This window comes from Streptomyces sp. NBC_00028 (assembly GCF_045041065.1).
Lineage (GTDB): Bacteria > Actinomycetota > Actinomycetes > Streptomycetales > Streptomycetaceae > Streptomyces.
Genome location: NZ_CP108293.1, coordinates 6469438 through 6493997, shown reverse-complemented (window position 1 = coordinate 6493997; position 24560 = coordinate 6469438). Strand labels below are relative to the sequence as shown.

The 24560-nt window shown below is 72.7% G+C and carries 25 protein-coding genes; 14 read left to right on the top strand and 11 right to left on the bottom strand.

The window, feature by feature from the left end; translation table 11 throughout:
* Nucleotides 1-5 precede the first annotated feature (5 nt).
* The 6 genes from OG885_RS29220 to OG885_RS29195 form a co-directional block, all read right to left on the bottom strand.
* On the bottom strand, nucleotides 6-521 hold the full coding sequence (locus OG885_RS29220; protein ID WP_405736952.1) for a hypothetical protein: 516 nt from the start codon (nucleotides 519-521) through the stop codon (nucleotides 6-8).
* A 118-nt stretch (nucleotides 522-639) separates the two neighbouring features.
* The gene (locus OG885_RS29215; RefSeq protein ID WP_405736949.1) at nucleotides 640-1221 is read right to left on the bottom strand and encodes a vitamin K epoxide reductase family protein; all 582 of its coding nucleotides are present in this window, start codon (nucleotides 1219-1221) and stop codon (nucleotides 640-642) included.
* A gap of 2 nt (nucleotides 1222-1223) precedes the next feature.
* Complete coding sequence (locus OG885_RS29210) at nucleotides 1224-1721, bottom strand: DUF5949 family protein (protein ID WP_405736946.1); 498 nt, start codon at nucleotides 1719-1721, stop codon at nucleotides 1224-1226.
* Between the two features lie 220 nt (nucleotides 1722-1941).
* The gene (locus OG885_RS29205) at nucleotides 1942-2229 is read right to left on the bottom strand and encodes a hypothetical protein (RefSeq protein WP_329339066.1); all 288 of its coding nucleotides are present in this window, start codon (nucleotides 2227-2229) and stop codon (nucleotides 1942-1944) included.
* Between the two features lie 169 nt (nucleotides 2230-2398).
* The gene (locus OG885_RS29200; RefSeq protein ID WP_405736942.1) at nucleotides 2399-3115 is read right to left on the bottom strand and encodes a hypothetical protein; all 717 of its coding nucleotides are present in this window, start codon (nucleotides 3113-3115) and stop codon (nucleotides 2399-2401) included.
* Between the two features lie 240 nt (nucleotides 3116-3355).
* On the bottom strand, nucleotides 3356-3595 hold the full coding sequence (locus OG885_RS29195) for a chaplin (protein WP_059191878.1): 240 nt from the start codon (nucleotides 3593-3595) through the stop codon (nucleotides 3356-3358).
* 289 nt (nucleotides 3596-3884) lie between these two features.
* Here OG885_RS29195 and OG885_RS29190 point away from each other — a divergent pair, with 289 nt between their 5' ends.
* The 9 genes from OG885_RS29190 to OG885_RS29150 are packed head-to-tail and all read left to right on the top strand — an operon-like array spanning nucleotide 3885 to nucleotide 14294.
* On the top strand, nucleotides 3885-4967 hold the full coding sequence (locus tag OG885_RS29190; protein ID WP_405736939.1) for a DUF3344 domain-containing protein: 1083 nt from the start codon (nucleotides 3885-3887) through the stop codon (nucleotides 4965-4967).
* A gap of 51 nt (nucleotides 4968-5018) precedes the next feature.
* The gene (locus OG885_RS29185; RefSeq protein WP_405736936.1) at nucleotides 5019-6188 is read left to right on the top strand and encodes a glycosyltransferase; all 1170 of its coding nucleotides are present in this window, start codon (nucleotides 5019-5021) and stop codon (nucleotides 6186-6188) included.
* Complete coding sequence (locus OG885_RS29180; RefSeq protein WP_405736933.1) at nucleotides 6185-7609, top strand: exopolysaccharide biosynthesis polyprenyl glycosylphosphotransferase; 1425 nt, start codon at nucleotides 6185-6187, stop codon at nucleotides 7607-7609. Before OG885_RS29185 ends, OG885_RS29180 begins: the two co-directional genes overlap by 4 nt.
* Nucleotides 7610-7611: 2 nt before the next feature.
* Nucleotides 7612-9009, top strand: coding sequence for an O-antigen ligase family protein (locus OG885_RS29175; RefSeq protein WP_405736931.1), 1398 nt, complete (start codon nucleotides 7612-7614; stop codon nucleotides 9007-9009).
* Nucleotides 9006-10682, top strand: coding sequence for a murein biosynthesis integral membrane protein MurJ (gene murJ / locus OG885_RS29170; protein ID WP_405736928.1), 1677 nt, complete (start codon nucleotides 9006-9008; stop codon nucleotides 10680-10682). The genes OG885_RS29175 and murJ overlap by 4 nt, the downstream gene beginning before the upstream one ends.
* Nucleotides 10666-11406 carry a polysaccharide deacetylase family protein gene (locus tag OG885_RS29165; RefSeq protein ID WP_405736925.1) on the top strand — a complete coding sequence of 247 codons (741 nt, stop codon included), beginning with the start codon at nucleotides 10666-10668 and terminating at the stop codon, nucleotides 11404-11406. The genes murJ and OG885_RS29165 overlap by 17 nt, the downstream gene beginning before the upstream one ends.
* A 1-nt stretch (nucleotide 11407) precedes the next feature.
* Complete coding sequence (locus tag OG885_RS29160) at nucleotides 11408-12553, top strand: glycosyltransferase (RefSeq protein ID WP_405736923.1); 1146 nt, start codon at nucleotides 11408-11410, stop codon at nucleotides 12551-12553.
* Entirely contained in the window at nucleotides 12550-13206 is a 657-nt protein-coding gene (locus OG885_RS29155; protein WP_405736920.1) for a lipopolysaccharide biosynthesis protein, read from the top strand. Before OG885_RS29160 ends, OG885_RS29155 begins: the two co-directional genes overlap by 4 nt.
* Nucleotides 13203-14294 (top strand): GNAT family N-acetyltransferase, encoded by a 1092-nt coding sequence (locus OG885_RS29150; RefSeq protein ID WP_405736917.1) that lies wholly within the window; start codon nucleotides 13203-13205, stop codon nucleotides 14292-14294. Before OG885_RS29155 ends, OG885_RS29150 begins: the two co-directional genes overlap by 4 nt.
* A 30-nt stretch (nucleotides 14295-14324) precedes the next feature.
* Here the strand turns inward: OG885_RS29150 and OG885_RS29145 are convergent, their stop codons facing one another.
* On the bottom strand, nucleotides 14325-15599 hold the full coding sequence (locus tag OG885_RS29145) for a glycoside hydrolase family 26 protein (RefSeq protein WP_405736914.1): 1275 nt from the start codon (nucleotides 15597-15599) through the stop codon (nucleotides 14325-14327).
* Between the two features lie 150 nt (nucleotides 15600-15749).
* Here OG885_RS29145 and OG885_RS29140 point away from each other — a divergent pair, with 150 nt between their 5' ends.
* Both OG885_RS29140 and OG885_RS29135 read left to right on the top strand, forming a co-directional pair.
* The gene (locus OG885_RS29140) at nucleotides 15750-17024 is read left to right on the top strand and encodes an ATP-grasp domain-containing protein (protein WP_405736911.1); all 1275 of its coding nucleotides are present in this window, start codon (nucleotides 15750-15752) and stop codon (nucleotides 17022-17024) included.
* The gene (locus tag OG885_RS29135) at nucleotides 17024-18277 is read left to right on the top strand and encodes an NAD(P)-binding domain-containing protein (RefSeq protein WP_405736908.1); all 1254 of its coding nucleotides are present in this window, start codon (nucleotides 17024-17026) and stop codon (nucleotides 18275-18277) included. Before OG885_RS29140 ends, OG885_RS29135 begins: the two co-directional genes overlap by 1 nt.
* An 84-nt stretch (nucleotides 18278-18361) precedes the next feature.
* Here OG885_RS29135 and OG885_RS29130 read toward each other — a convergent pair whose 3' ends face one another.
* The 3 genes from OG885_RS29130 to OG885_RS29120 all read right to left on the bottom strand — a co-directional run bounded on the left by OG885_RS29130 (nucleotide 18362) and on the right by OG885_RS29120 (nucleotide 20163).
* Nucleotides 18362-19156, bottom strand: a complete 795-nt coding sequence (locus OG885_RS29130) for a chaplin (RefSeq protein WP_405736905.1) — start codon at nucleotides 19154-19156, stop codon at nucleotides 18362-18364.
* Nucleotides 19157-19287: 131 nt separating this feature from the next.
* Entirely contained in the window at nucleotides 19288-19515 is a 228-nt protein-coding gene (gene chpD / locus OG885_RS29125; RefSeq protein ID WP_405736902.1) for a chaplin ChpD, read from the bottom strand.
* A 246-nt stretch (nucleotides 19516-19761) separates the two neighbouring features.
* Nucleotides 19762-20163 (bottom strand): rodlin, encoded by a 402-nt coding sequence (locus OG885_RS29120; protein ID WP_405736899.1) that lies wholly within the window; start codon nucleotides 20161-20163, stop codon nucleotides 19762-19764.
* 261 nt (nucleotides 20164-20424) lie between these two features.
* On the opposite strand from OG885_RS29120, the gene OG885_RS29115 reads away from it, so the two are divergent.
* The 3 genes from OG885_RS29115 to OG885_RS29105 all read left to right on the top strand — a co-directional run bounded on the left by OG885_RS29115 (nucleotide 20425) and on the right by OG885_RS29105 (nucleotide 22483).
* A complete protein-coding gene (locus OG885_RS29115) occupies nucleotides 20425-20823 on the top strand; it encodes a rodlin (protein WP_405736896.1) in 399 nt (132 codons plus the stop codon).
* A 103-nt stretch (nucleotides 20824-20926) separates the two neighbouring features.
* Nucleotides 20927-21952 carry an LCP family protein gene (locus OG885_RS29110; protein ID WP_405736893.1) on the top strand — a complete coding sequence of 342 codons (1026 nt, stop codon included), beginning with the start codon at nucleotides 20927-20929 and terminating at the stop codon, nucleotides 21950-21952.
* 135 nt (nucleotides 21953-22087) lie between these two features.
* Nucleotides 22088-22483: a rodlin gene (locus OG885_RS29105; protein WP_405736891.1), complete on the top strand. Its 396-nt coding sequence runs from the start codon at nucleotides 22088-22090 to the stop codon at nucleotides 22481-22483.
* 65 nt (nucleotides 22484-22548) lie between these two features.
* Here the strand turns inward: OG885_RS29105 and OG885_RS29100 are convergent, their stop codons facing one another.
* Complete coding sequence (locus OG885_RS29100; protein ID WP_405736889.1) at nucleotides 22549-24474, bottom strand: AMP-dependent synthetase/ligase; 1926 nt, start codon at nucleotides 24472-24474, stop codon at nucleotides 22549-22551.
* Nucleotides 24475-24560: the final 86 nt, after the last annotated feature.

The window sequence follows — 24560 nt, the reverse complement described above, 5'->3', positions numbered from 1 at the left end:
CGCCGCTACAGGCCGGGGCCCGCCACCAGGTTCGCGCCCGGCACCGTCTGCAGGACCGGCGTGAGCACGCCCACCTGCGGCAGCTTCGGCTCGGGCAGACCGAAGTTGTCGGCGTTCGGCGCCGTCAGCGGGGCGTCGAGGGTCAGGCCCGGGGCGAGGGTGCGCAGGTCGGAGGCCGGGGCGCCGACGCCGACGTGGTCGAAGTCGTCGCCGAGGAGGTGCGGCAGGGGGGCGTGCAGACCCGCGCCGGGCAGCCCGCCGGTGACCGGGAGCTGCGGGATGACGCGCTCGGGGATGAGCCGCCCCTCGACATAGCGCGGGCCTTCGGGGGCGCCGGGCATCGGCAGCGGGATCTCGCCGCCGATCTTGGGCAGCTCCACGTTGAGGGACTTCTCGACGCCGTCCAGCGGCACCGGGACGGGGACCGTGTCCACCGCCGCGGCGGGGGTCGCGGTGGCGCCCACCGCGGCAGCGACGCCCGTGATGACGGCGGCAAGGGTTCCTCGGGTGGTCGACTTCATGTCAGGTACGGTCCCTTTCAGGATTCGGTGGGCTCAACGTCCGTACCGCACAACGATGCCGAGGCGGCCATCAGCGCAAGATTCCCCCGACTGCCGCAGTAGTACGACGGCCTGTTGGTCAGCTCGTCCAGAAGTCCCACCATCGGGTCAGGATCAGCATCCCGACGATCCCGAGGTGCAACACCGGCAGTACCCAGGTGAACTCACCGAGGAAGGCCCGCAACCAGGTGGGCGCGGGCAGGAACTGATGCCGTACGACGAACGAGGCGACGTACCAGAACAGCAGGATCGTGGCGGCCCACGCCAGACAGCACCACAGGCACAGGGCGTTGATCCGGTACAGCGACTGGAACTGCAGCCACGACACGAACCCGATGCCGAAGAGGCAGCCCGCGAGGAGGCCGAGCCAGTACCAGCCGGGGAAGCGCGCCCCGGCCAGCAGGCTGACGCCGACGCAGATCACGACGGCGTAGGCGACCAGGCCCAGCATCGGGTTGGGGAACCCGAAGGCGGAGGCCTGGTCGCTGCGCATGACGCTGCCGCAGGACACCACGGGGTTCAGACTGCAGCCGGGCGTGAAGTCCGGGTCCTCCAGCAGCTTGAACTTGTCGAGGGTGATGACCCAGGAGGCCAGCAGCCCGGCGACACCGGTGAGCACCAGCAGTACGGCGAACCCGCGGCTGCCCCCTGCGGTGCGCACGGTCAGGCGCGCAGGCTGCGGGCGGGCAGGACGACGTGCGCGGCGGCGTTCAGCGTCTCGTCGGCGCCGGCGAAGGCGGCGAGGGCCTCCGGCTGCACGGGCTTGCCCGGCTGGGCCTCGGGCCAGGGGCGGGTGGTGAACACGAAGTAGGCGAAGCCGCGTTCGGCGACCGCCTCCAGCCACTCCGGCGGCGGGGTGCACTGGGCGTTGAAGCCCGGCATGTTGACGACGGCCGTGCCGGACTCGACGAGCAGGCTGACCGGCAGGCTGGGTCGGGCGTTGCCGTCGACGAGGTCGCCGCCGACGGGCAGGCCGTTGTTCTCCAGCAGCGCTTCCACGGCGGCCGTGGAGGCCTCCGGTCCGGCCGCGGCGTCCCCGAGGGTGTAGGCGAGGAGATAGGGCATGTCGCCGTCGGGGGCCTCGCCGCTCCAGGCCATGACGACGAGCGTGCCGAGGTCGGCGGCGTTGAAGGGGCGGGTCTGGCTTGAGGTTGAGGTCACCGCGCGACCATATCGACGGGTCCGAATGGGTTCCGGTCCGTTCTCACCCGACCGGGCGACACCCCGCACACGGTCCACACGATCGAGGGATGTTTTCTCGAACACGCCGTGAAAAAACACACCGTGAAAACACCGGGAAAAACAAAGGGCCGATTCCGTACGACGCGGAATCGGCCCCTGTGCGACAGGCGCGGTCAGGCACGGTCAGGCGCGGAACACCTCAGCCGCCCACGGGCAGACCGCCGAGCAGCCCGCTGGAGTTCAGCGTGGCGGTCGCGCCCTTCACGGTGTTGAGCACGGAGTCCTTGTTCTCGGTGTCGAGCGCGTTCGACTGGTGCTGGAGCGGCATCACGTCGGCCGGGGCGAGCTGACCGCTGGTGAGCGTGTTCACGGCGCCGGTGAGGCTGGTGGGCGTGACGTCGGCGGTGCTGTAGGCGAACGCGGGCGCGGCGGCGCTCGCGAGGGCCACGGAACCGGCAACAACAGCGGCAGCCTTCAGGGACTTCATCGTGTTCCTTTCAGAGTGAATTCTGACGCCGTGCCTAACGATTCTCATACGGCCCGGAAACCCCGTACGCAGAAATTTTCTGCAACCCGAAAGACCAAAGAAAAAACAATAGGAAAACAAAACAGCCGTGGTACGGGCCGGCGGGCCCGCACCACGGCTGAGGCGGTGGTCAGGAGGTGGGCAGCAGACCGCCCACGGTGTCGGTGGCGCCGGTCGCGGCGCCGGTGTCCACCGGCAGGGGCACCGGGAGCGGCAGCGGCAGTCCGCCGCCGAGCAGCAGCGCGAGGATGGCGTTGAGGAGCTTGCCGACCACCGCTGTCGCGGCCGGGACCACCTTGGTGGGGTCGCCGCCGGTGGCCGCCGCGAGCAGGTCGCTGACCGCCTGCTGAAGGGCGGTGAGCGCGTCGCCGACGGCGTCCGCGGACGGCGCCTTGGAGTCGTCGCCGCTCTTGGTCACGGGCAGCGGCAGCAGCCCGGTGACCGGGGCGGTCGCGGCCGGCGGGGTGGTCGGGGCGGCGGCGGTGGCCGGCGGGGTCGTCGGCGTCACGGGGGTCTCCGGCACCGGGACCGGAGCCGCGGCCGTGATCTTGGCGATGGCCGCCTTCACGCCGTCGAGGAGCTGGGTCGCCTGTTCGGGCGTGATCTGGCCGTCGTCGGCCTTGAGCACGGTGTTCAGTACGTCGGTGACCGGGGTGAGCAGGCCCCCGAGGTCGCCGAGGGCCTTGAGCTGGGTGAGCAGACCGTCGACGCCGGGGAGGGGTGCCTTGGCCGCCGCCTCGATGCGCTCGGCCTTCGACTGGTTGTCGACCGCCACGGCGGCCGGAGCCGCGATGCCGATGAGGAGCGTGGCGCTGAGGGCCGTGGACGCGATACGACGTGCGGGCATGGAGATTTCCTTTTCGGTGGGGACGGAACCTGTGCCCACCGTGAAAGCGCTCGCCACGGGATGCAACCGAATGGATGCGTGGAGTGATCGCCCGCGTCGGGCGTCCTCCCTGGTGAGACGGCCTGTCAAGCCCCGTCGACCGTGTCGCCGCCCGGTCCGCCCATTCGGGGCAACGCGAACCGGCCGCCCTCCTGCGGGGGAACCACAGGAGGACGGCCGGTCAAGGGCTGCGAGCCGACGTCAGTCGTTGACGCAGGTGTTGCCGAAGGCGGGGTTCAGCAGACCGATGACGTTCACGGTGTTGCCGCAGACGTTGACCGGAACGTGGACCGGAACCTGGACGACGTTGCCCGACAGGACGCCCGGGGAGTGGGCGGCCGCGCCCTGCGCGCCGGCGTCGGCGGCGGCGATACCGGCGCCGCCGGCGACGGCCGCGACAGCAGCGGAGGTAAGGACCAGGCCCTTCGCGATACGCGACATGGAGAGGTGCTCCTTGGGTTGACACAAACACCCGGGCGGATGCCCGGCGCTGTGTCAACGCGCGGCGCGCGCGGGAGTTGCGCCGCCAATGGGGTGATCTCGCGACAGGCCCTGCTTCACCATTCCGACACACTTGTCCGCTTTCGCAGGATTAATACGCATAGCAGCTAGAGTTGCGGACCCCACGACGCACCCCTATAGCCAGCAAATCGCACTCATTTGACGCCCTGGCATCACGACCCGGGTGTCCCACCCCTCCCCGCAACCTCCCGGAAGGGCGACCCCGGTCATGCGCCAATCCCTGCGTCCGCTGCTGCGCCGAGCGACGGTGGGAGCCCTCACCCTCGCCACGCTCTGGGTACCCGGCGGCGCCCTGGCCACCGCCCCGCCCTCCCCCGAGGCCGGGCGGATCCCGTTCGCGGAGCGGTACCGGGCCCTCCAGCACGGCGGCATCGTCCGCGCGGCGAACGCCTCGATCAGCTGCCGGGCGACCGCGGCCCAGCTCTCCTGCCCGGCCGTGCGCGAGGGCGGCGCGGCGGCCAACGGCGACTTCGACATGTTCTACGTCGACGTCGACACCGACCCCAACACCTACAACTCCTCCCGCGCCGAGGTCCGGCTGCCCGACGGCGCCCGGGCCACGTACGCGCGCCTGTACTGGGGCGGCAACCTCCGGGTCGGCGAGCAGAAGCCGCCGAAGGACAACGGGCGGGTGCTGATCGCCGAGCCCGGCGGCCAGTACAAGGAGGTCCTCGCCGACACCCTGGTCGGCCATCGGACGGCCCAGGGCGCGGACGCCTTCCAGGCCTCGGCGGACGTCACGAAGCTGGTGCGGGAGAGCGGTTCGGGGCTGTACACCGTCGCGCAGGTCAATGTGGCGATGGGGAGGTCGACGGCCGGCGCGTGGGGCGGCTGGACGCTCGTCGTGGCGTACGAGAAGGCGGCGGAGCCGCTGCGGCACCTCGCCCTGTGGGACGGCTTCGACACGCTCGGAACGGGCCGGGATCTCGCCCCGCGCGGACTGCGCTTCCCCAAGGGCGCCTCCGGCCGGGTGGGTCTGGTCGCCTACGACGGCGACCGCGGCCGTACGGGCGACTCCCTCACCCTCTCGGCCGATCGCCGGGCCCCCGTCGCGCTGACCGACGCCGCCAACCCCCGTTCGGACGTACTGAATTCGACGATCAGCGAGCCCGGCGAGCGGCCGGCGGCGCGTGTCCCGTCGTACGTGAACACGCTCGGCTACGACTCCGATGTGTTCGATCTCGGCACGGCTCTGCGACGCGGTGGTGACCAGCTGGCCTTCCGGCTCGTTTCCCAGCGGGACGCGGCGTGGGCCGGCGCGCTCTTCGTCGCCGTCGACGCCCAGAGCTGAGGCGCGTTCCCGCCCGTCCCGAGTGCCGTCCGTGAGCGAGGAAACCGCGCAATGCACCAGTCAGCAACCGACCCTCGGCCACGGGTCCTGCATGTGACGCAGCCTGTGGACGGCGGGGTCGCCCGGGTCGTGACGGACCTGGTCCGGGCCCAGCTCACGGCCGGGACGCGGGTCACGGTGGCCTGTCCGGGCGGGGCCTTCGCCGACGGGCTGCGGGCGCTGGGCGCCGAGGTACGACACTGGTCCGCGACACGGTCCCCGGGACCGTCGCTCCCGGGTGAGGTACGGCGGCTCGCACGGGTGATCGAAGAGGTACGGCCCGAACTGGTGCACGCACACAGTGCGAAGGCCGGTCTCGCCGGCCGGCTCGCGGTGCGCGGACGGATCCCGACCGTGTTCCAGCCGCACGCCTGGTCGTTCGAGGCGGTCGGCGGGACCACCGCGGCGCTCGCCCTGAAGTGGGAGCGGTGGGGGGCGCGCTGGGCCTCCCGGGTGGTGTGCGTGAGCGAGGCGGAGCGCACGACCGGCGTACGCGCCCGGATCGCCGCCCCCTGGAGCGTCGTCCCCAACGGCATCGAACCCGCCCGCTTCCACCCCGCAGCCGTGGGCACCGTACGGGCCTCCCTGCTGCCCGATGTCGATCCCGCCGCCCCGCTCGTCGTCTGCGTGGGGCGGCTGTGCCGGCAGAAGGGACAGGACGTTCTGCTGACGGCGTGGGAGGCGGTGCTCGGGCGGGTGCCGCGAGCCCGGCTCGCGCTGGTCGGTGACGGCCCCGACCGGGACCAACTGCGGGCCCTGGCACCGGAGTCGGTGCTGTTCGTCGGGGACGTCCCCGACACCGCCCCCTGGTACCAGGCCGCCGATCTGGTCGTCCTGCCCTCGCGCTGGGAGGGCATGGCGCTCGCCCCGCTGGAGGCGATGGCGTGCGGGCGGCCGGTGGTGCTGAGCGACGTGGACGGGGCCCGGGAGAGCCTGCCGCCGCAGCTCGTACCGCACTGCGTCGTCCCGCCGGAGCGTCCCGCGCCGCTCGCCGCGGCCGTCGCCGAGCTGCTGCTCGATCCCCTGCTGTGCGAGTCGCTCGGCCACCAGGGGCGCCGGCACGTGCTGGCCACGCACGACGTGCGGCACACCACCGAGGCGGTGGCGGACCTGTACCGCGAACTGCTCGGTACGACAGGCCGCGTCATGCCCTCCGAGTACAGGGAGTCGATCCACTCGTGACCGCGGAAAGCACCCTCCCCTCGCCCGGCGGGCAGCCACGCGACCCCGGCTTCTCGCCCGTCTCGGTCCTCGCCTCACGTGGTGTCACCGGCGGTTTCCGGTTCCCGCACCGCCGCCCGCAGCCCCGGCCCGCCTCCCCCGTGCCGCTGCTCGCCGCGGACCTGGCCGCCGCCCTGCTGGGCGCCCTCGCCCTCACCGGCACCGCGCACCAGCCGCTGCTCGCGGCCCTGCTGGTCGCCGCGTCGATGCTGCTGCGCCCGCAGCTGCCGCGCGCGGTGCCGGGCGTCCTCGACGAACTGCCCGCCGTCTGCGGCCGGATCGCGGTCGGCTGGCTGGCGCTCGGCGCGCTCGTCGCCGCGTACGCCCCGCAGCACGCCCTGGACGCCCGCGCCCTCGCCGCCGGCTTCCTGCTCCAGACGGTCGCGGCCTGCGCGACCCGCGGCACCGTGCACTGGCGGCGCCGCACGGTCCTGCGCGGCCGACCGCGCGCGGCCCTCGTCCTCGGCCCGGCGGCGACCGCGCAGCGCGTGGCCGCCGGCCTGCTGCGCCACCCCCGCTGCGGGGTACGGCCGGTGGGCGTGGTGGCCGAGCAGCCCGACGGCAGCGACGGCCTGCCCGTGCTGACCACCGGCGGGGAGGTGGAACGGGCGCTCATCCAGAACGGCGTCCGGGACGTCCTCGTCGTCCATCCGTCCGTACGGACCGGGCAGGGGCCGCTGCTGCGAGCGCTCGCCGAGTCGGGCTGCGCGGTGTGGGAGGTCGACGCGGACACCCCCTCGTACGCCTCCCGCGACCAGCTCGCCGGGTACGCCTGCCGGCGTCTCGACATGGGCGGTCGGCGGCCCGGCAGCTTCGGCAAGCGGCTCCTCGACGTGCTGGTCGCCGGGACGCTGCTGCTGCTGGTCAGCCCCTTGCTGCTGGTGTGCGCGGTGGTGCTGCGGCTGACCGACGGACCCGGTGTCGTCTTCCGCCAGGAACGCATCGGCAAGGACGGGCGCCCCTTCACCCTGCTGAAGTTCCGCACCCACCGCCCGGTCGACGAGCACGAGTCGGCGACCCGCTGGAGCGTGGCGAACGAACGCCAGATGTCCTGGTTCTGCCGCTTCCTGCGACGCACCTCCCTGGACGAGCTGCTCCAGCTGTGGAACGTCTTCTGGGGCGACATGAGCCTGGTCGGCCCGAGACCCGAACGGCCCTACTTCGTCGGCCAGTTCAGCCAGATGTACCCCGGCTACGCGGCCCGTCACCGCATGCAGACCGGCATCACCGGGCTCGCCCAGATCCACGGCCTGCGCGGCGACACCTCCATCGAGGACCGGGCCCGCTTCGACAACGCGTACATCGACAACTGGTCGCTGTGGCAGGACATCTGCATCCTCGCCCGCACCGCCGCCGCGCTCGTCCGTCCGACGGGGAGCTGACGATGAGGCTGCCTCGGGTACTGCCGGTGCTTCCGGCCATCGTGGTGATCGCCCTGCTGGGGCTGCCGCTCGGACCGGGCGGCGAGGGCGGCGCGGGTCCGGCCGACGCGGTCTCCGCGCTGATGGTGCTGTACTGCGGGATCCGTCTCGTACGGGACCGTCGGCGCCCCCTGTCCCGTACCGCCGCCGTGGTCCTGGGCCTGCCGGTGCTCGGGCTGGCGATCGCCGCCATGGGCGCCGCGACGCCGGGTGCCGGGATCACCGGCATGGGCCGCTACCTCCAGATCTTCGTCCTCGTCCCCGCCGCGGTCCTGCTCCTGATCCGGCACCGCGGCGACTTCCGCGTCCTCGCCTGGTCCTTCGTCGGCCTCGCCCTGTGGCAGGGGGCGATCGGCGTGCACCAGTTCCTGACCGGGACCGGCGCCTCCTACCAGGGCCAGGAGATCCGCGCGGTCGGCACCTTCGGGGCGCAGGACGTGATGGGGATGGCGACCGTCGTCTGCTTCGGGCTGATCTGCGCGGTGGGCCTCGCGCTCGGCACCACCGCCGTACGGCAGCGGACGATCGCCGCGTGCTGTGCGCTGGCGCTGCTCGTCCCGCTGGCCCTGTCCTTCAGCCGCGGGGCGTGGATCGCGACCGCGGTGACCTGCTCGGCGCAACTGATGCTGGCCGGGCTGCGGCGGGCACTGAAGGTGGGCGCCGTGGTGGCCGCGCTCGGGGTGGTCCTCGTCGGCGGCTTCGGCGTCGGCTCGGCGATGCTCCAGGAGCGCGTCAACAGCATCACGCAGGTCACCGACGCGCCCGACCAGTCCGTCACCGACCGATACACCATGTGGGCGGCCGCGGTGGACATGTGGCGCGAACAGCCGCTGACCGGCGTCGGGTTGAAGGGCTTCCCCGAACACCGGGACGCGCACGCCTCGCTCGCGCTGTCCGCCGGCAGCGACACGGAGGGCGCGGGCGCGGCCTTCCGCAAGCAGCCCCTGCTGTCCCCGCACAACATGTACCTCCTGATCCTCGCCGAACAGGGCCTGATCGGGCTGCTCGCGCTGGCCGGTGGCTGGCTGGCACTGCTGGTGTGCGGGCTGCGGGGGCTGGCGCGGGTACGGCGGTCCGGCGCCGGGGCCGCCCTGGACACCGGGGCCGTCTCCGGTCGCGCGGCCCTGGGCGGCGGAGCCGTCTCCGGGCGGGGGCTCGACTGTGGGCTCGTCGCCTGCGGGCTGCTGGTGTGGCAGTTGACCGACTTCGTGTACGCCGACATCGGCGGGCCCTCCACCGTGCTGACGGCCCTCTGCTTCGGGCTGGCGGCGTGGTGGGGGCTGGCCGGGAGCGGCCTGCGGGAACCCGTGACGGTGCCGCTCGCGGTACCCGTCCGCGCCGAGGAGGCCGCCTCGCGATGAGGGTCACGCGCTCCCGGCCGTCCCGGGCCGACACCGACGCCGGTCCGGTGGCCGTCCCCGCGGCACGGGCCGCCGCACCGGCCGCCACCCCCGACGTCGCCCCCGCCTCCCGCGGCTTCCTCGCCAAAGCCGCCCTGATCACCGCCGTCCTCACCGCGGCCGGCGCCCTGCTCGGGCTCGTCCGGGACCAGGCGCTGGCGCGGCTGTTCGGGGCGGGGAGCGAGACGGACGCCTTCCTGGTCGCGTGGACGATCCCGGAGTTCGCCTCGACGCTGCTCATCGAGGACGGCCTGGCCTTCGCGCTGGTCCCGGCGTTCAGCCTGGCGCTGGCCCGGCGGGCCCAGGGCGCTCCCGGCGACCCCGTGCGCGCGCTGGTCGGCAGCACGCTGCCGCGCCTCTCGCTCGCCTTCGTCGCCGTGTCCGCGCTCATCGCCGGCACCGCCCCCTACCTCGTCGAGGCCCTCGCGCCCGGCCTGCCCGACCCGGCCCTCGCCGTCGACTGCACCCGCCTCACCGCCCTGTGCGTGCTCGGCTTCGGTCTCGCCGGGTACGGCAGCGCGGCGCTGCGGGCCCACCGCAGGTTCCTCGCGCCGGCCGCGATCTACGTGGCGTACAACACCGGGATCATCACGGCGATGTTCGTCCTGGGCGGGCACTGGGGCGTGCGGTCGGCGGCGATCGGGGTGGCCGTCGGCGGCGGGCTGATGGTGCTGGTCCAACTGCCGTCGTTCATCCGGCAGCTGCGCCGCAAGGCCACCGCCCCCGCCGTCGAGCAGCCGACCACCGGGGCCTCCGAGCGGGCCGTCACCGGCGCCCTCGTCGCCACGGTCCTGCTCTTCGCCCTGTGCCGGCAGTCCCAGACCCTCATCGAGCGCTTCCTCGCCTCCACGCTCGACGCCGGGGCCATCTCGCACCTGAACTACGCGCAGAAGGTGGCCCAGATCCCGATGACGCTGTCGATGATGCTGTGCACGGTCACCTTCCCGGTGGTCGCGCGGGCGCTCGCCGACGGGGACGTCGAGCGGGCCCGCAGCCGGGTGGAGCGGGACCTGGCGCTGACCTGCTGCATGCTGCTGCTCGGCGCGGCCGTGGTGATCTCCTGCGCCCCGCAGATCGTCGAACTCCTCTTCCAGCGGGGCGCGTTCACCGCCCGGGACACCTCCGCGACGGCGGACGTCATGCGGGTCTACGCCCTCGGGTTGCTCGGCCAGACCCTGACCGGCGTGCTCGTGCGGTCGTACTTCTCCGCCGGCCGGCCGAGCTGGTACCCGGTCGCCGCGATGGCCACCGGCATCGTCGCCACGTCCTGGATCGGCGCCTGGACCGTGGGCAGCTTGGGTGTGCTCGGCATCGCCGCCGCCAACGCCTCCGGCATCACCGTGACGGCCGTGGTGCTGCTCGCCGGGATGGGGCCGCGCAGTGTGCCGATCCGCGTCCGGGGCGTCCTGGGCGAGCTGAGCAAGCCGGTGCGGGCCGCGGTGGTCGCGACCATCGCCGGGACGTTCGTCGCCGAACAGGTGCCCGCGGCCGTCCCCGGGCTCGCCGCGGGCGGCACCACCGTGGTCGCCGTGTTCGTCCTGCTCGCCTGGGCGCTGGACGCCCAGGGCGTCGTACCCGCACTCCGATCCGTACGCACCCTCACGCGGAGGCTCACGCATGGCCGCACCCGTTGATTCCGCCGCCCCCGTCGGACCGCGCACCGTTCCGTGGATCGCGATGTACCACTCGGTCGGCGACTGCTCCGACGACCCGTACCGCATCACGGTCGCCCCGGACCGCCTCGACCGGCAGCTGACCTGGCTCGGCCGCCGTGGTCTGCGGGGCGTGTCCGTGGCCGAGCTGCTGGCCGCCCCGGACCGCACGGGCCTGGTCGGGCTGACCTTCGACGACGGGTACGCCGACTTCCTGACCGACGCCCTGCCCGTCCTGCGGCGGCACGGCTTCGGCGCCACCCTGTTCGTGCTGCCCGGCCGGCTCGGCGGCGACAACGCCTGGGACCCGCTGGGCCCGCGCAAGCCGCTGCTCACCGCCGACGGCATCCGCCAGGCGGCGCGGGCCGGCGTCGAGATCGGCTCGCACGGTCTCACCCACGTCGACCTCACCGGGACCGACGACCTCCGGCTGAAGTCCGAGGTCGTCGAGAGCCGGGCCGCACTGGAGGAGATCACCGGCGCGGCGGTCGACGGGTTCTGCTACCCCTACGGCACCCTCGACCAGCGCGCCGTCGACGCCGTAAGGGACGCCGGATACCGGTACGCCTGCGCCATCGACCCCGGCCCGTTCGACAGCCCCCTCGCCCTGCCCCGCGTCCATGTCGGGCAGAACGACACCGCCGTCCGCCTCTTCCTCAAACACCGGCTGCACCGGCTGCGGCGCCGCCCCGTGGAGGGGATCTGAGGTGAAGGTCCTCCATGTCATCACCGGCCTCGGCGTCGGCGGTGCCGAGCAGCAACTGCGGCTGCTGTTGCGGCACTTGCCGGTCGACTGCGAGGTCGTCACGCTCACCAACCCGGGTGCGGTGGCCGACGGTCTGATCGCCGACGGGGTCCCGGTGACGCACCTCGGGATGGCCGGCAACCGTGACCTGGCCGCGCTGCCCCGGCTGGTACGGCTGATCCGCTCCGGCGGCTACGACCTCGTCCACACCCATCTGTACCGGGCCTGCGTCTACGGCCGGCTCGCCGCCCGGCTCGCCGGGGTCCGCGCGGTCGTCGCCACCGAACACTCCCTGGGCGACTCGCAGATGGAGGGCCGCCGCCTCACCGCCGGGGTCCGCGGCCTCTACCTGGCCAGCGAGCGCCTGGGCCGCGCCACGGTCGCCGTCTCCCCCACGGTCGCCCAGCGCCTGCGGAACTGGGGCGTACCGGCCCCCCGCATCGAGGTCGTCCCCAACGGCATCGACCTGACCCGCTTCCGCTTCGACCCCCTCCAGCGCCTCCACACCCGCCGCCGCCTCGGTCTGCCCGAGGACGCGTACGTCGTCGGCGGCATCGGACGCCTCACGGCGGGCAAGCGGTTCGGCACCCTCATCCACGCGCTCGCCCAACTCCCGCCGGACTGCTGGCTGTTGCTGGTCGGCGGCGGTCCGGACGAGAGCGTCCTGCGGCGCACCGCCCGGGAGGCGGGGGTCGCCGACCGCGTCCTGTTCACCGGCGAACGGCCCTATGTGGCCGACGGTTCACCCGGCCCCGACCTGCCCTCCCTCACCTGGGCGATGGACGTGCTCGCCTCGCCCTCACCGGAGGAGGCGTTCGGCCTCGCGGTCGTGGAGGCGCTCGCGTCCGGGCTGCCGGTGCGCTACGCCTCCTGCCCCGCGATCGAGGACCTGCCCCCCGAGTCGGCCGCCCTCGCCCGTCAAGTCCGCGGCGGCGCCGACGAGTTCGCCCGCACCCTCGCCGCGGCCCGCGCCGAGGGACCGCGTCCGCGGACCGCCCCCGACGCCGCCCACCACTACTGCATCACCCGCAGCGCCGCCCAGTTGATGGACGTCTACACGGGCGCGTCCTCGTCGTCACCGTCACCCCAGGGAGTCAGTTCCTCATGACCGAGAACCCCACCGGACCGCGCCGCCCGGCGGCCCTCACCCGCGCCAAGGCGCTCCCCGCCTGGTCCCTGCTCGCCGCGGGCGCCGTCGCCGGCGGCCTGCTGGGCGGCGGGTACGGGCTGGCCAAGGCCCCGTCGTACACGGCCACCAGCTATGTCATCGTCGTCCCCACCGAGAAGTCCGACCCGGCCTCCGCGCTCGGTTTCGCGCAGGCCTACGGCCGGGTCGCCACCCAGCTCGCCGTGCTCGGGGACGCCCAGGTGTGGGCGGGCGTGCCCGTGAAGACGCTCAAGTCCAGTGTGCAGACCGTGACTTCGCCGGACGCCCCGATGGTGGCGATCACCGCGACCTCGGCCCGCCCGGACCTCGCCGCCGACATGGCCAACGCAGTCGCCCGCGCCCTGACCCGGCACGCCGACAACACCGAGTCGACCACCAACGTCGAGCTCCAGCAGTTCGCCCGTGCCACCAAGCCCACCGAGCCCTCCTCGGCCTCCGCCGCCCTGACCGGACTGGTCGGCGCGAGCGCGGGCGGACTCCTGGGCGGCCTGGTGCTGCTGGTGCGGCCGCGCCGGACCACCGGGGAGCCCGGCGGACGCCCCGCCTCCGTGCCCGGTCCGGCCGTCGCCGCCGACGCCCACGGCCAGCTGTGACGTACACGACGGAACTCGTCACCGACGACACCGTCTTCGCCGCCCTGGCTCCCGACTGGGCCCGCCTGTACCGCCGTTGCTCCGCCGCGACCCCGTTCCAGAGCCACGCCTGGCTGCACTCCTGGTGGCTCTCCTACGGCCGTCGCGGCCGGCTGCGGGTCCTCGTCGTCCGCGACCACGACGACCTGGTGGCCGCCGCGCCCCTGATGCGGGTGGGGAGCCCGGTGCCCTCCCTCGTGCCGCTCGGCGGGGCGATCTCCGACTACGGGGACGTCCTGCTGGACGACGAGCGGGGCGAGGAGGCGGTGGCCGCGCTGAGCGACGGGCTCGCCCGGGCGGCCCGCACCGCGCTGGTCGACCTGCGCGAGGTGCGCCCGGGCGGCGCGGCCGAGCGGCTGTACGACCACTGGCCGGGCCCCCGGCGCCGGGTCGGCGACTCGCTGTGCCTGGAGCTGCCCGCCGTACCCATGGCGGAACTGGTGGACCGGCTGCCGTCCGCCAAGGCGCAGCAGCGGGTGCGCGCCAAGCTGCGCAAGCTGACCTCGCTCGGCGTCGAACGGCACGTGGTCGAACCGGACGAGGTCGACAAGGCGCTTCGCCGGCTGCTGGAACTGCATCAACTGCAATGGCAGGGCCGCAAGGTGACCAGCGAGCATCTGCGGCCCAGGTTCCGCGACCACCTGGTGCGCTCGGTCGGGCCGATGGTGCACTCCGGGGACGCGGTCGTCACCGAGTTCCGGCTCGACGACGACGTGGTGGCCGTCGATCTGACGCTGCTGTCGCGGCGCCTGGCGGGCGGCTATCTGTACGGCGCCCATCCGTGTCTGCGGGAACGCAAGGTGGACGTGGCGGTGATGCTGCTGGACGCGTGCACCGGGCACGCGCGCGGCACGCTGAGCCTGCTGCGCGGCAACGAGCCGTACAAGCACCACTGGAAGCCCGAACCGGTCGCCAACCAGCGGCTGCTGCTGGCCCGGCGGCACACCGCACCGCTGCTGGCGGCGGCGCTGTGCGACGTCGCGGCCCGGCGGTACGGCAAGGAGGCGCTGCGCAGGTGGCGCGCACGCGGCGGTGGTGGCGGATCGTGACCGACCCGCCACCACCGGGGCCCGCGCCCGTCACCGGCTGCGCGACCACCAGTCGAAGCGCATGCACAGCTTCCCGCCGATCCAGTACTCCACCCACTCGCCCAGATCCATCGGCGAACAGTTGGGCGGGTTGGCCGGGGTGGGGTCGGGCGTCGGCTCGGGCGTGGGGTCGACCGGCGTCGGTTCCGTCGTCGGCTCGTCCGGGGTGCGGCCGAAGAGGATCGACCGGTAGACGTCGGACGCCTTCGGGTTGTCCTCGCACTGCCACACGCCGTGCGGGCAGTAGTCCGTCAGCGTGTTGTACAGCGGCTTGTGCTCGTCCATCCACGCGAGCATGCGCCGCATGTACTCGGCGTTGTCTCCGTTGCGGAAGAGTCCCCATTCAGGATAGGAAATTGCCTTGCCGTGGGCTTTGGCGAAATCCACGTGCTCCTGAAGTCCGTAGGGCTCCTTCACCTGCTCGTCGAACGAGAGTCCTTCCGGCTGGTCGTACGAGTCCATGCCGATGACGTCGACCGTGTCGTCGCCCGGATAACACTTCGTCCAGGCAATGGAGTCCCGGCCGCGGCTGGGCGTGAAATCGAAGCGGAATTTCTGGCCCGGCACCGAACGCATGGTGGTGACGATCCTGTTCCAGTACTTCTTCCAGGCCTCCGGGTCCGGCCCGCAGCGATGGGTGTACGTGATGCCGTTCATCTCCCAGCCGAGCACGAGCACCGTGTCCGGCACGCCGAGCTCGACCAGACGCTCGGCGAGGCGGCGGAAGTGACCGTCGAACTGCCCCGCCGCGCCCCGGCGCAGCAGCAGCCGCACCTCGGCGTCGGAGACGTGGTCCTCGTTGCGCTCCAGCATGGGGACGTTGAGGACCAACATCCGGTCGTTCTTCTGGTTGCGCCAGTCCGCCCACACGTTGAGGAAGCCGGGGGCGCCCTCGATGTTGCTCCAGCGGTCACCGGGCAGATAGGTGTGGCCGACGCGCAGTTCCGCGCCCCCCAGCCAGCGGCTGAGCTCGGCCATACGGGCCACGCCGCGCGGGCCGTAGTCGAGGTAGGCGCCGAAGGCCGGCGCCTTGGCGGCCGGCTCGGGCTCGGTCACCGGCGCCGGGGTCTCCGGCGCCGTGGGCGCCGCCGGGACCGCGGGCTCCGTGGGCACTGCGGGCACCGCGGGTGTGGGAGCGGGCGGATCGGTGGCCCGTACCACCCCCGCGGCGAATCCGGGCCCGGTGGCCAGGGCGGCGGACGCGGCGACTGCCACCGCGATGAACGCCAGCCGACCGGTCCGGGCCTTTCGCTGCTGTGAGTCCATGCCTGCTCCTTTCTCACACTCGCGCTGTGGGGACAGGTGAAACGCGATACCTGACACTCAGTCATACGAATATGAACTACGCCACCGAGCTTGCGGCTTTCGGGTGGCCCGATCGCCCGCACGGGTGAAACAACCGAAGGAATGGAATCCGTGTCGCTGTTCGACACCCGCGTCCCCGCCGTTCTGCTGCGGATCGACCCGAATCCCTTTCACCACGGAACGCTGGGAGCCGTGCGCTCGCTCGGCCGGGCCGGAGTGGAGGTGCATGTGATCGCGGATTCCGCCGGAAGTCCGGTGGCCCGATCGCGTTTTGTACGACAGATCCATCCCCCGCCGCCACCGGGCGCGCCCGCGGCCGACATCGCCGTGGCCCTGCGCCGCGTCGCCGCCCGGATCTCCCGCCCCGCGGTGCTGATCCCGATGGACGACGCGAGCGCGGTCGCGGTGAGCGGGCTGCGCGCGGAGCTGGCCCCCTCCTATCTGCTGCCGGCGACACCGGGCCCGCTGGCCGAACGGGTCGCCGACAAGGCGGAACTGGCCGCGCTGTGCGCGTCCGTGGACGTACCGCACCCGCTCACCCTGATCCCGGACGGCCCCGCCGACGCCGCGAGCGCCGCCTGGCACCTCGGGCTGCCGGTGGTGGCGAAATGGAGCCGGCCCTGGCTGCTGCCGGTCGGGAGCGGGCTGCGCAGCACGGTCCTGCTGCGCTCCGCGCACGAGGCACGGGAGCTGTACCTGCGTTCCGCGGAGGCGGGCAGCCGGCTGCTGCTCCAGGCGTACCTGCCGCCCGGCCCCGACGGCGACCGCTTCTGCCACGGATACGCCGACCGCGCGGGCGCCGTCCGCGGCGGCGGTGCCGGGGTCAAGCTCGCGTCCTGGCCGCGCGGCGCCGGGTTGACGGCGGTGGGGCGGTGGACGCCGGACACGACGGTGCAGGCGCTCGCCGAGCGGATCACTGGTGAGCTGGGCTACCGCGGCATCTTCGACCTCGACTTCCGCCACGGCGCCGGGGGTGTTCCGCACCTCCTGGACTTCAACCCGCGCCCCGGCGCCCAGTTCCGGCTGTTCTGCGACTCCGCGGGCCTGGACGTCGTACGCGCGCTGCACCTGGACCTGACACACCGTCCGCTGCCGGACGGGGTGCCGCGGGGCGGGCGGGAGTTCGTGGTGGAGAACTACGCCCCGCTGACCGCGCTGCGCCCGGCGGCCCACGGCCGGGAGCTGGCCTGGTGCGCCCCGGACGACCGGCGGCCCGGCTGGACGATGTGGGGGTTGTGGGCCCGGCACGTGTCCCGGCGCGTCCTGGAACGGTTGCGCCGGCTGTGCACCCCACCCGTCGACCTGGCACGCGCGCGTGTGGTGCGCCAGGGATCCGCACCGGAGCTGAGCGGTCTGTCGGACGACGAGAAAGCGAGCAGTCGCTGATGTACGACCTGCTGGTGGTGGGCGCGGGCCCGTACGGCCTGTCCATCGCGTCCCACGCCGTGGCCGCCGGGCTGCGGGTGGGCGTCTTCGGGCGGCCCATGGCGTCCTGGCGCGACCACATGCCCCGCGGGATGTTCCTGAAGTCGGAGCCGTGGGCGTCCAACCTCTCCGACCCCGGGCGCCGCTGGCGCCTGGACGCCTACTGCGCCGAGCGGGGCATGACCGTCCGGCACGGGGAGCCGATCCCGGTGGAGGTGTTCGCCGAGTACGGCCTGTGGTTCGCCCGCAACGCCGGGCCCGAGGTGGACGAGCGCATGGTGACCCGGGTCGTCCGGTCCCCCGGCGGCTTCGAGGCGGTCACCGACGACGGGGAGGTGCTGTCCGCCCGTACGGTCGCACTCGCCGTCGGCGTCATGCCGTTCGTGGCGATCCCGACGGCCCTCACCGGCCTGGACGCGTCCCTCGTGACGCACAGCAGTCACCACGGCGACCTGGACCGCTTCCGGGGCCGGGACGTCACGGTCGTCGGCGGTGGTCAGGCGGCGCTGGAGACGGCCGCGCTGCTCGCCGAACAGGGCACACGGGTACGGGTGCTGGCCCGCGCCGGTGGGCTGCGCTGGAACGACGTGCCCCCGCCGTGGGAGCGCCCGTGGTGGCGGTCGGTCCGCTCCCCGCTCGGCGGCCTGGGCTGCGGCTGGCGCAACTGGTTCTACGCCGAGCGCCCCGGCCTCTTCCGCCGGCTCCCCGAGCCGACGCGGGCGCGGATCGCGGCGACGGCACTGGGCCCGGCCGGCGCCTGGTGGGTGCGGGACCGGGTGGAGCCGGCCGTGCAGGTGCTGCTGGGTCACGAGGTGGCGGCGGCGCGTGCGGTGCCGGGCGGGCTGCGGCTGGACGTCACCGACGGCACCGGATCCCTGGGCACCCTGGAGACGGAACACGTCGTCGCCGCGACAGGTTTCAAGCCGACGGCCGACCGCCTCGCCCTGCTCTCCGCCGACCTGCGCACGGCCCTGGCGACGGGCGCCGACGGCACTCCGGAGGTGGGCCGGGACTTCGAGTCGCCCTCCCACCCCGGCCTGTTCCTGGCCGGCCTCACGACCGCCTCGGGCTTCGGCCCGGCGATGCGCTTCGTCCACGGCGCGACCTACACGGCCAACGCCCTGGTACGAGGCGTCCACCGCCGCCTGCGAACGGGCCCCGCCCTGGTCCCGGCCCCGACCCGCCACGGGACATCGGAGACGGCACGACCGTGAGGGCGGGCCTGAGGGAGCGGCTGCGGGGGCACCGCTCCGGGTGCCCGGCGCGGGTGCCGGACGGGGGGTCCGGCACCCGGCGCGTCAGCGGCCGGACGCGGCTCGGCCTCGGCGGTACAGGACGGCCCCGGCCGCGATGAGCGCGGCGCTGGCACCGGACGCGGCCAGCAGGGCCTCGCTGCTGCTGCCGGTGTCGGCGAGCTGAGGCGGCGGACCGTGCGGCCCGGGGGGCGTGGGCTGCTCCCCGTGGGTGGGCGGCGTGGGCGTGGGCGTCCACGGGTGATCGCCACCGTTCGGCGGGGTCGGCGTCGCGGGCGGCGACGGTGTCGGCGTCGGGTGGCCGCCACCGTGGGGCGGAGTGGGCGTGGGCGTGTCCTCCCCGCCATACGGCGGCGCGGTGTGCTCGTCGCCGTAACCACCGCTGTCGCAGTCGTTGCCGAACGCGGGGTTGAGCCCGCTGATCACGTCCGCGGTGTTCCCGCACGCGTTCACCGGCACGTCGACCGGCACACCGGCGTTGTTGCCGGAGCCCACCCCGGGTGAGCCCGCGGTGTGGCCGTGCGTCGAGGAGCCGGAGCCGGACGTGCCGTGCTCGGAGCCGTGACCGGAGTCGCCGCCGCCGTACGGTTCGCCGTACGACCCGCCCCGAGGTGAACCCGAGTCGTTGGCACAGGAGTTGCCGAACGCGGGGTTCAGCAGTGCCACGGCGTCGACCGAGTTGCCGCACGCGTTCACCGGCGCGTCGACCGGGACCTGGACGTTGTTGCCGGACAGGACGCCGGGCGAGTCCTTGGTCGTCCCGCTCGCGTCCGAGTCGGCGAGGGCGGGACTGCTGCCGCACAGGGACAGAATGCTTGTCGCGGCGGCGGCCGCGACCATTCCCCTACTCAGGGTCTGTCGCAATCTCGTTGTCTTCCTGCTTGAAGAAGTGGGAAAAGCCGGCCCTGGACGGCGAGGAAGCAGTCCAAGGCCGGCTGTCACACGGCCGGAGCGGCCGATGCGTTACGACGTCACTTGTTGACGCAGGTGTTGCCGAACGCGGGGTTCAGCAGGGCGATGATGTCGATCGAGTTGCCGCACACGTTGATCGGCACGTGGATCGGGACCTGGACCACGTTGCCCGAGAGAACGCCCGGCGAACCGACAGCGGCAGCCTCGGCACCCGCGTCGGCGAATGCGGGAGCGGCCATACCCAGGGCCATGATCGCGCCCGCGACGACAGCAGCGGTCTTCTTCATGAGCTATCCCTTCTCTGCGGTCATGCCCCAATGACGTGACCTGCAGGCTGTAAACGAGAGATAGACGGCCGAAGCAACTGCGGAACGTGTGGCGTCTGGTAATTCACTCGAACGCCTTCACAGAATTGACACCGGTCCCCCATATGAGGAGAAACGCTTCGCCTGAGTGGCGGAAAAGGCTCGGGCAGCCCGCGGGGAAACAGGCGGCCCGAGCCGTTCAGATCCGAGCTCCGTCGAGCCGACGGATCAGTGGTTGCCCGTTCCGTTGCCCGCCAGGAGGGAGATGTCGTCCAGGATGTGCGAGACCGGCTCGTCACCCTTGGCCTGGGTGGAGTTCTCGGCGCACTGCTGGTTCTGCGCGGCCGACAGGACCGGGATGTCCTGGGCCACCCCGACGGCGGCGATGACACCGAGGATGGCCTGGGCGTTCGCCTTGGCCGGCAGGCCGACACAGAGCTTGTTGGCGGTGCTCTGCACCAGCGTGGCCTGCGGGCTCATGTCGCCCTTGGTGATCGAGTTCCCGAACTTCGAGCTGGCCTCGTTGCCGCTGGCCGAGGTGGTGCCGTCGTTCCCGATGGCCATGGCCGGGGAGGCCGCACCGACGACGGAGGCGGCGACCGCCGCAGCGGCCATTGCCTTCTTCAGCATTTGGGTTTCCTTTCCTGGCGTGCATCACCACGACGCATGCTCTGCTTCCGCATCAACCCGCTGCACGGGGAATGGTTTCGAGGCTTCACTCGATCGGGCCGCTTACGCACGGCGAATTCACGGAAAGGCCCCGACGCCCCCGAACTCCGCCCTCCATGACGCCTTTGTGGGCCATCGGAGTGAATGTCAGGAACCAAGCGGGGCCCGGGGAGTTGACCAGTGCGCTCCGGTGGACGGGGTTTCCTCAGAAGGGACTAGCAAGTGATCAAGAAGGTTCTGGCTACCGCCGCGGTCGCCGCTTCCGTCGTCGGCGTCGCCTCCCCCGCCATGGCCATCGGGAACGACGGCACCACCTCCGCCAGCGGCAACGGTGCGCACCAGTCGTTCGGCAACTCGGCCACGTACGGCAACATGAGCCCGCAGATGGCGCTCATCCAGGGCTCGCTCAACAAGCCCTGCATCGGTCTGCCGGCCAAGGCCAACCTCCAGGGCATCATCGGCGCCGGCGCCATCGGCGTTCTGCAGGACGTGCCGATCCTGTCGGCCCCGCAGAACCAGCAGTGTGTCGAGAACTCCACCCAGGCCAAGGGCGACGAGCCGCTGTCGCACATCCTGGACGACATCTCCGTCCTGGCGGGCAACGGCAAGGACAACCACTGAGCCGTCCTCAGGGGCTCCGTTCACTGAGCCCTGGGGCTGCAATCTGAGTCCCCATCAGCGGGCCGCCGGTCTCCCGGCGGCCCGCTGTTCTAGCGTGCGTCGCGTGACGACGAAGAGAACCCTTTCTTCCCTGGCCATCCCCGTACTCGTCCTCGCTGCCGCCTCGACCCTGCTCGGCGCCTCCCCCTTCCCCGAGCGGCAGGCTCCCCGCCCCCTGAACATCGTGCTGATGGGCACGGACGGCCGGGACACCATCACGGCCGCCGAGAAGCGCAAGTTCCACGCCGGCGGCATCGCCTGCAACTGCACCGACGTCCTGATGCTGATCCACGTCTCCGCACGCCGGGACCGGGTCAGCGTGGTGAGCATGCCCCGCGACTCCTACGCGGACATCCCGCCGCACCGTGACGAGTCAAGCGGCGAGGAACGCGGGACGCATCCCGCGAAGATCAACGGCGCGTACGCCGAGGGCGGTCCCGCGCTCACCATCGCCACGGTCGAGTCGATGACCGGGGTGTCGGTCGACCGGTATCTCCAGGTGGACTTCCGGCGCTTCATCGACGCCGTGAACGACGTCGACGGGGTGCGGGTGTGCACGCCGCGGACGCTGAAGGACTCGGCCACCAAGCTGAACCTCAAGCCCGGCAAGCACCGGCTGACCGGGGGGCGGGCGCTGCAGTACGTGCGCTCCCGGCACGTCGACCGCAGTGCCGACCTCGGGCGGATCCAGCGCCAGCAGCGGTTCCTGGTGAACGCCCTGAGCGGGCTCAAGGCGAAGAAGGCGCTGACCGACCCGGTGGGCATGGCGCGCGTGGTGAACACCCTGGTCGGGTCCGGGCAGGTCGAGCAGGGCTTCGACGCGGGCGAGCTGGTGCAGCTGGCGGCGGCGCTGGACAAGGTGCCGGCGCGGGCCCTGGAGTTCACGACCGTGCCGATCGCCGGGTTCAACGAGACCAGGCCCGACATCGGCTCGACGCTGGCCTGGGACCGCAAGCGGGCGGACGCGATGTTCGCGAAGCTGCGCGCCGACCGGCCGCTGATGAAGGCCGACGCCGACCCCAAGCCCAAGGACCCGCCCAGCCTGATGGGGTACGCCCCGGTGCGCGGCAGCCGGTTCACCTGCGGGTGAGCGCGCGGCGGGGGCGCCCGGGCGGCTCGCATGCGCGCTGGGCCAATCGGGGCAAAGAGCGCAACCCCGGCCGGGGTCCCGCCGTTGATGATCACGCAGCTCCTCACCGGAGTCCGCTTTTCGAAGGGAATGAACATGAAGAAGCTGTGGGCAACCGCGGCTATCGCCGCCACCGTCGTCGGTGTCGGCTCGCCCGCCATGGCCATCGGCGACGACGGCACCACGTCCGCCAGTGGCAACGGCGCCTCGCAGGAGTTCGGCAACTCGGCGACCTTCGGCGACATGAGCCCGCAGCTCTCGCTGGTCCAGGGTTCGCTGAACAAGCCCTGTGTCGGCCTGCCGGCCAAGCTCAACCTCCAGGGCATCGCCGGCCTCCTCGCCGTCGGTGTGCTCCAGGACGTTCCGGTCCTGTCGGCGCCGCAGAACCAGCAGTGTGTCGAGAACTCCACCCAGGCCAAGGGTGACGAGCCGCTGTCGCACATCCTGGACGACATCTCGGCCCTCTCCGGCAACGGCCAGGGCAACGGCTGATCCTCGGATCTCCCGCCACGGCGGGTCACCGGTTCCTCCGGTGGCCCGCCGTTCGGCGTGTGCGGCTACTTCCGCCTGCGGTAGATCGCCTCGATCTCGTCGGCGTACGCCGCGAGGACCGCGTGCCGCTTGACCTTCAGGGACGGGGTGAGCAGGCCGTTGTCCTCGGTGAACTCGCCCTCGACCAGGGTGAAGGCGCGGATCGACTCGGCGCGCGATACGGCCGCGTTGGCGTGGTCCACGGCCTTCTGGACGGCGGCGCGCAGTGCGGGGTCGGCGACGAGTTCGGCCGGCGGGGTGTCGGCGGGGCGTTTGCGGACCGCCAGCCAGTGGGCGACCGCCTCCGGGTCGAGGGTGATCAGGGCGGCGACGAAGGGGCGGTTGTCGCCGACGACGAGGCACTGGCCGACCGGTGAGCGGCTGCGCAGCCGGTCCTCCAGGACGGCCGGGGAGACGTTCTTGCCGCCGGAGGTGACGAGGATGTCCTTCTTGCGGCCGGTGATGGTGAGGTAGCCGTCCTCGTCCAGGGAGCCGAGGTCGCCGGTGGCGAACCAGTCGTCGGTGAGGGCGGCGGCGGTGGCGGCCGGGTTGTTCCAGTACGCGCCGAAGACGATGCCGCCCTTGACGAGCACCTCGCCGTCGTCGGCGATGCGCACGGCGGTGCCGGGGACCGGGACGCCGACCGTTCCGGGGCGGGGTGCGAGGGGCGGGACGATGGTGGCGGCGGCGCTGGTCTCGGTCAGGCCGTAGCCCTCGTAGACGATGATCCCCGCCGCGTAGAAGAACAGGTTGAGGTCGCGGTCGAGCGGGGAGCCGCCGCTGATGGCGTAGCGCATACGGCCGCCGAGTTCCTTGCGGACCCGGCGGTAGACCAGCAGGTCGTACAGGGCCCAGGCGGCGTAGAGGCCGGGGCCTGGGCCCTTGCCGCGGCCGAGGAACCTGTCCAGGTACCGCTCGCCGAAGCGGACGCCGATGCGGTGGGCGCGGTCGAAGGAGGCGGCGCGGCCGAGCTTCTCGGCGGTGGCGCGGCCGGTGTCGTGGATCTTCTCGAAGAGGTACGGGACGCCGACGAGGAAGGTCGGGCGGAACTCCTTGAGGGCGGGGCGGAGTTCGTCGGGCTTGATGCTCGGGCAGTGGCCGATCTCGATGCGGCCCATCAGACAGGCGATCTGGAGGGTGCGGCCGAGGATGTGGGCGAGGGGGAGGAAGAGGAGGGTGGAGGCGGTCTGGCGGGTGACCTCCTTGAAGATGGGGTAGAGCAGCTCGACGGTGTTGGCGGCCTCGGCGTACAGGTTGGCATGGGTGAGGACGCAGCCCTTCGGTTTGCCGGTGGTGCCGGAGGTGTAGCAGATCGTCGCGACGGTGGCGGGGGTCAGGCTCGTGCGGCGTTTGGTGACCTCCTCGTCGGGGAGGTCGCGGCCGAGTTCCTTCAGTTGAGCGAGGCCCTGGGACTCCAACTGCCAGATGTGCGGCGGGTCCTGGTGGCGGGCGGTGCCGGTGGTCACCGTGTCGGCGTTCTCCGCGGTCTCCGTGACGACGAAGCGGGCGCCCGAGTCGCGGACGATCCACTCCACCTGCTCCGCCGAGGAGGTGGCGTAGATCGGGACGCTCTGGCCGCCGGCCGCCCAGATCGCGAAGTCCAGGACCGTCCACTCGTAGCGGGTGCGGGACATCACCGCGACCCGGCCGCCCGGTTCGAGGCCCGCCGCGATCAACCCCTTGGCCACCGCGGTGACTTCGGAGGCGAAGGCGGCGGCCGTGACGGGCTGCCAGGTGGCGCCTTGCCTGCGGCGCAGGACCACGGCGTCGGGGGCCTCGGCCGCGTTGGTGTACGGGATGTCGGCGGTGCTGCCGGTCGGGGCGGGCGGCGCGAGGGGTGCGGTACGGGCCTCGCGGATCACTCCGTGCTCGTCCCTCACGGTCTCGACTTTGGTGCGGATCGCCAGGTCGGTGCGTTGTCTCGCCCGCTTCAGATCCTTGCGTACGCCCATGACGGCTCCCCGGTCGGCGCTGACTGGGACGTCAACTTACTCACGCGTAAGGAAAGGTCAATGGGGCGTGCGGCACCTGGACTGGT

Coding starts and splice junctions, on each gene's coding strand:
- OG885_RS29220 (WP_405736952.1), bottom strand. CDS start 521: ATGAAGTCGACCACCCGAGGAACCCTTGCCGCCGTCATCACGGGCGTC.
- OG885_RS29205 (WP_329339066.1), bottom strand. CDS start 2,229: ATGAAGTCCCTGAAGGCTGCCGCTGTTGTTGCCGGTTCCGTGGCCCTC.
- OG885_RS29200 (WP_405736942.1), bottom strand. CDS start 3,115: ATGCCCGCACGTCGTATCGCGTCCACGGCCCTCAGCGCCACGCTCCTC.
- OG885_RS29195 (WP_059191878.1), bottom strand. CDS start 3,595: ATGTCGCGTATCGCGAAGGGCCTGGTCCTTACCTCCGCTGCTGTCGCG.
- OG885_RS29190 (WP_405736939.1), top strand. CDS start 3,885: ATGCGCCAATCCCTGCGTCCGCTGCTGCGCCGAGCGACGGTGGGAGCC.
- OG885_RS29185 (WP_405736936.1), top strand. CDS start 5,019: ATGCACCAGTCAGCAACCGACCCTCGGCCACGGGTCCTGCATGTGACG.
- OG885_RS29175 (WP_405736931.1), top strand. CDS start 7,612: ATGAGGCTGCCTCGGGTACTGCCGGTGCTTCCGGCCATCGTGGTGATC.
- murJ (WP_405736928.1), top strand. CDS start 9,006: ATGAGGGTCACGCGCTCCCGGCCGTCCCGGGCCGACACCGACGCCGGT.
- OG885_RS29165 (WP_405736925.1), top strand. CDS start 10,666: ATGGCCGCACCCGTTGATTCCGCCGCCCCCGTCGGACCGCGCACCGTT.
- OG885_RS29155 (WP_405736920.1), top strand. CDS start 12,550: ATGACCGAGAACCCCACCGGACCGCGCCGCCCGGCGGCCCTCACCCGC.
- OG885_RS29145 (WP_405736914.1), bottom strand. CDS start 15,599: ATGGACTCACAGCAGCGAAAGGCCCGGACCGGTCGGCTGGCGTTCATC.
- OG885_RS29135 (WP_405736908.1), top strand. CDS start 17,024: ATGTACGACCTGCTGGTGGTGGGCGCGGGCCCGTACGGCCTGTCCATC.
- OG885_RS29130 (WP_405736905.1), bottom strand. CDS start 19,156: ATGGTCGCGGCCGCCGCCGCGACAAGCATTCTGTCCCTGTGCGGCAGC.
- chpD (WP_405736902.1), bottom strand. CDS start 19,515: ATGAAGAAGACCGCTGCTGTCGTCGCGGGCGCGATCATGGCCCTGGGT.
- OG885_RS29120 (WP_405736899.1), bottom strand. CDS start 20,163: ATGCTGAAGAAGGCAATGGCCGCTGCGGCGGTCGCCGCCTCCGTCGTC.
- OG885_RS29105 (WP_405736891.1), top strand. CDS start 22,088: ATGAAGAAGCTGTGGGCAACCGCGGCTATCGCCGCCACCGTCGTCGGT.
- OG885_RS29100 (WP_405736889.1), bottom strand. CDS start 24,474: ATGGGCGTACGCAAGGATCTGAAGCGGGCGAGACAACGCACCGACCTG.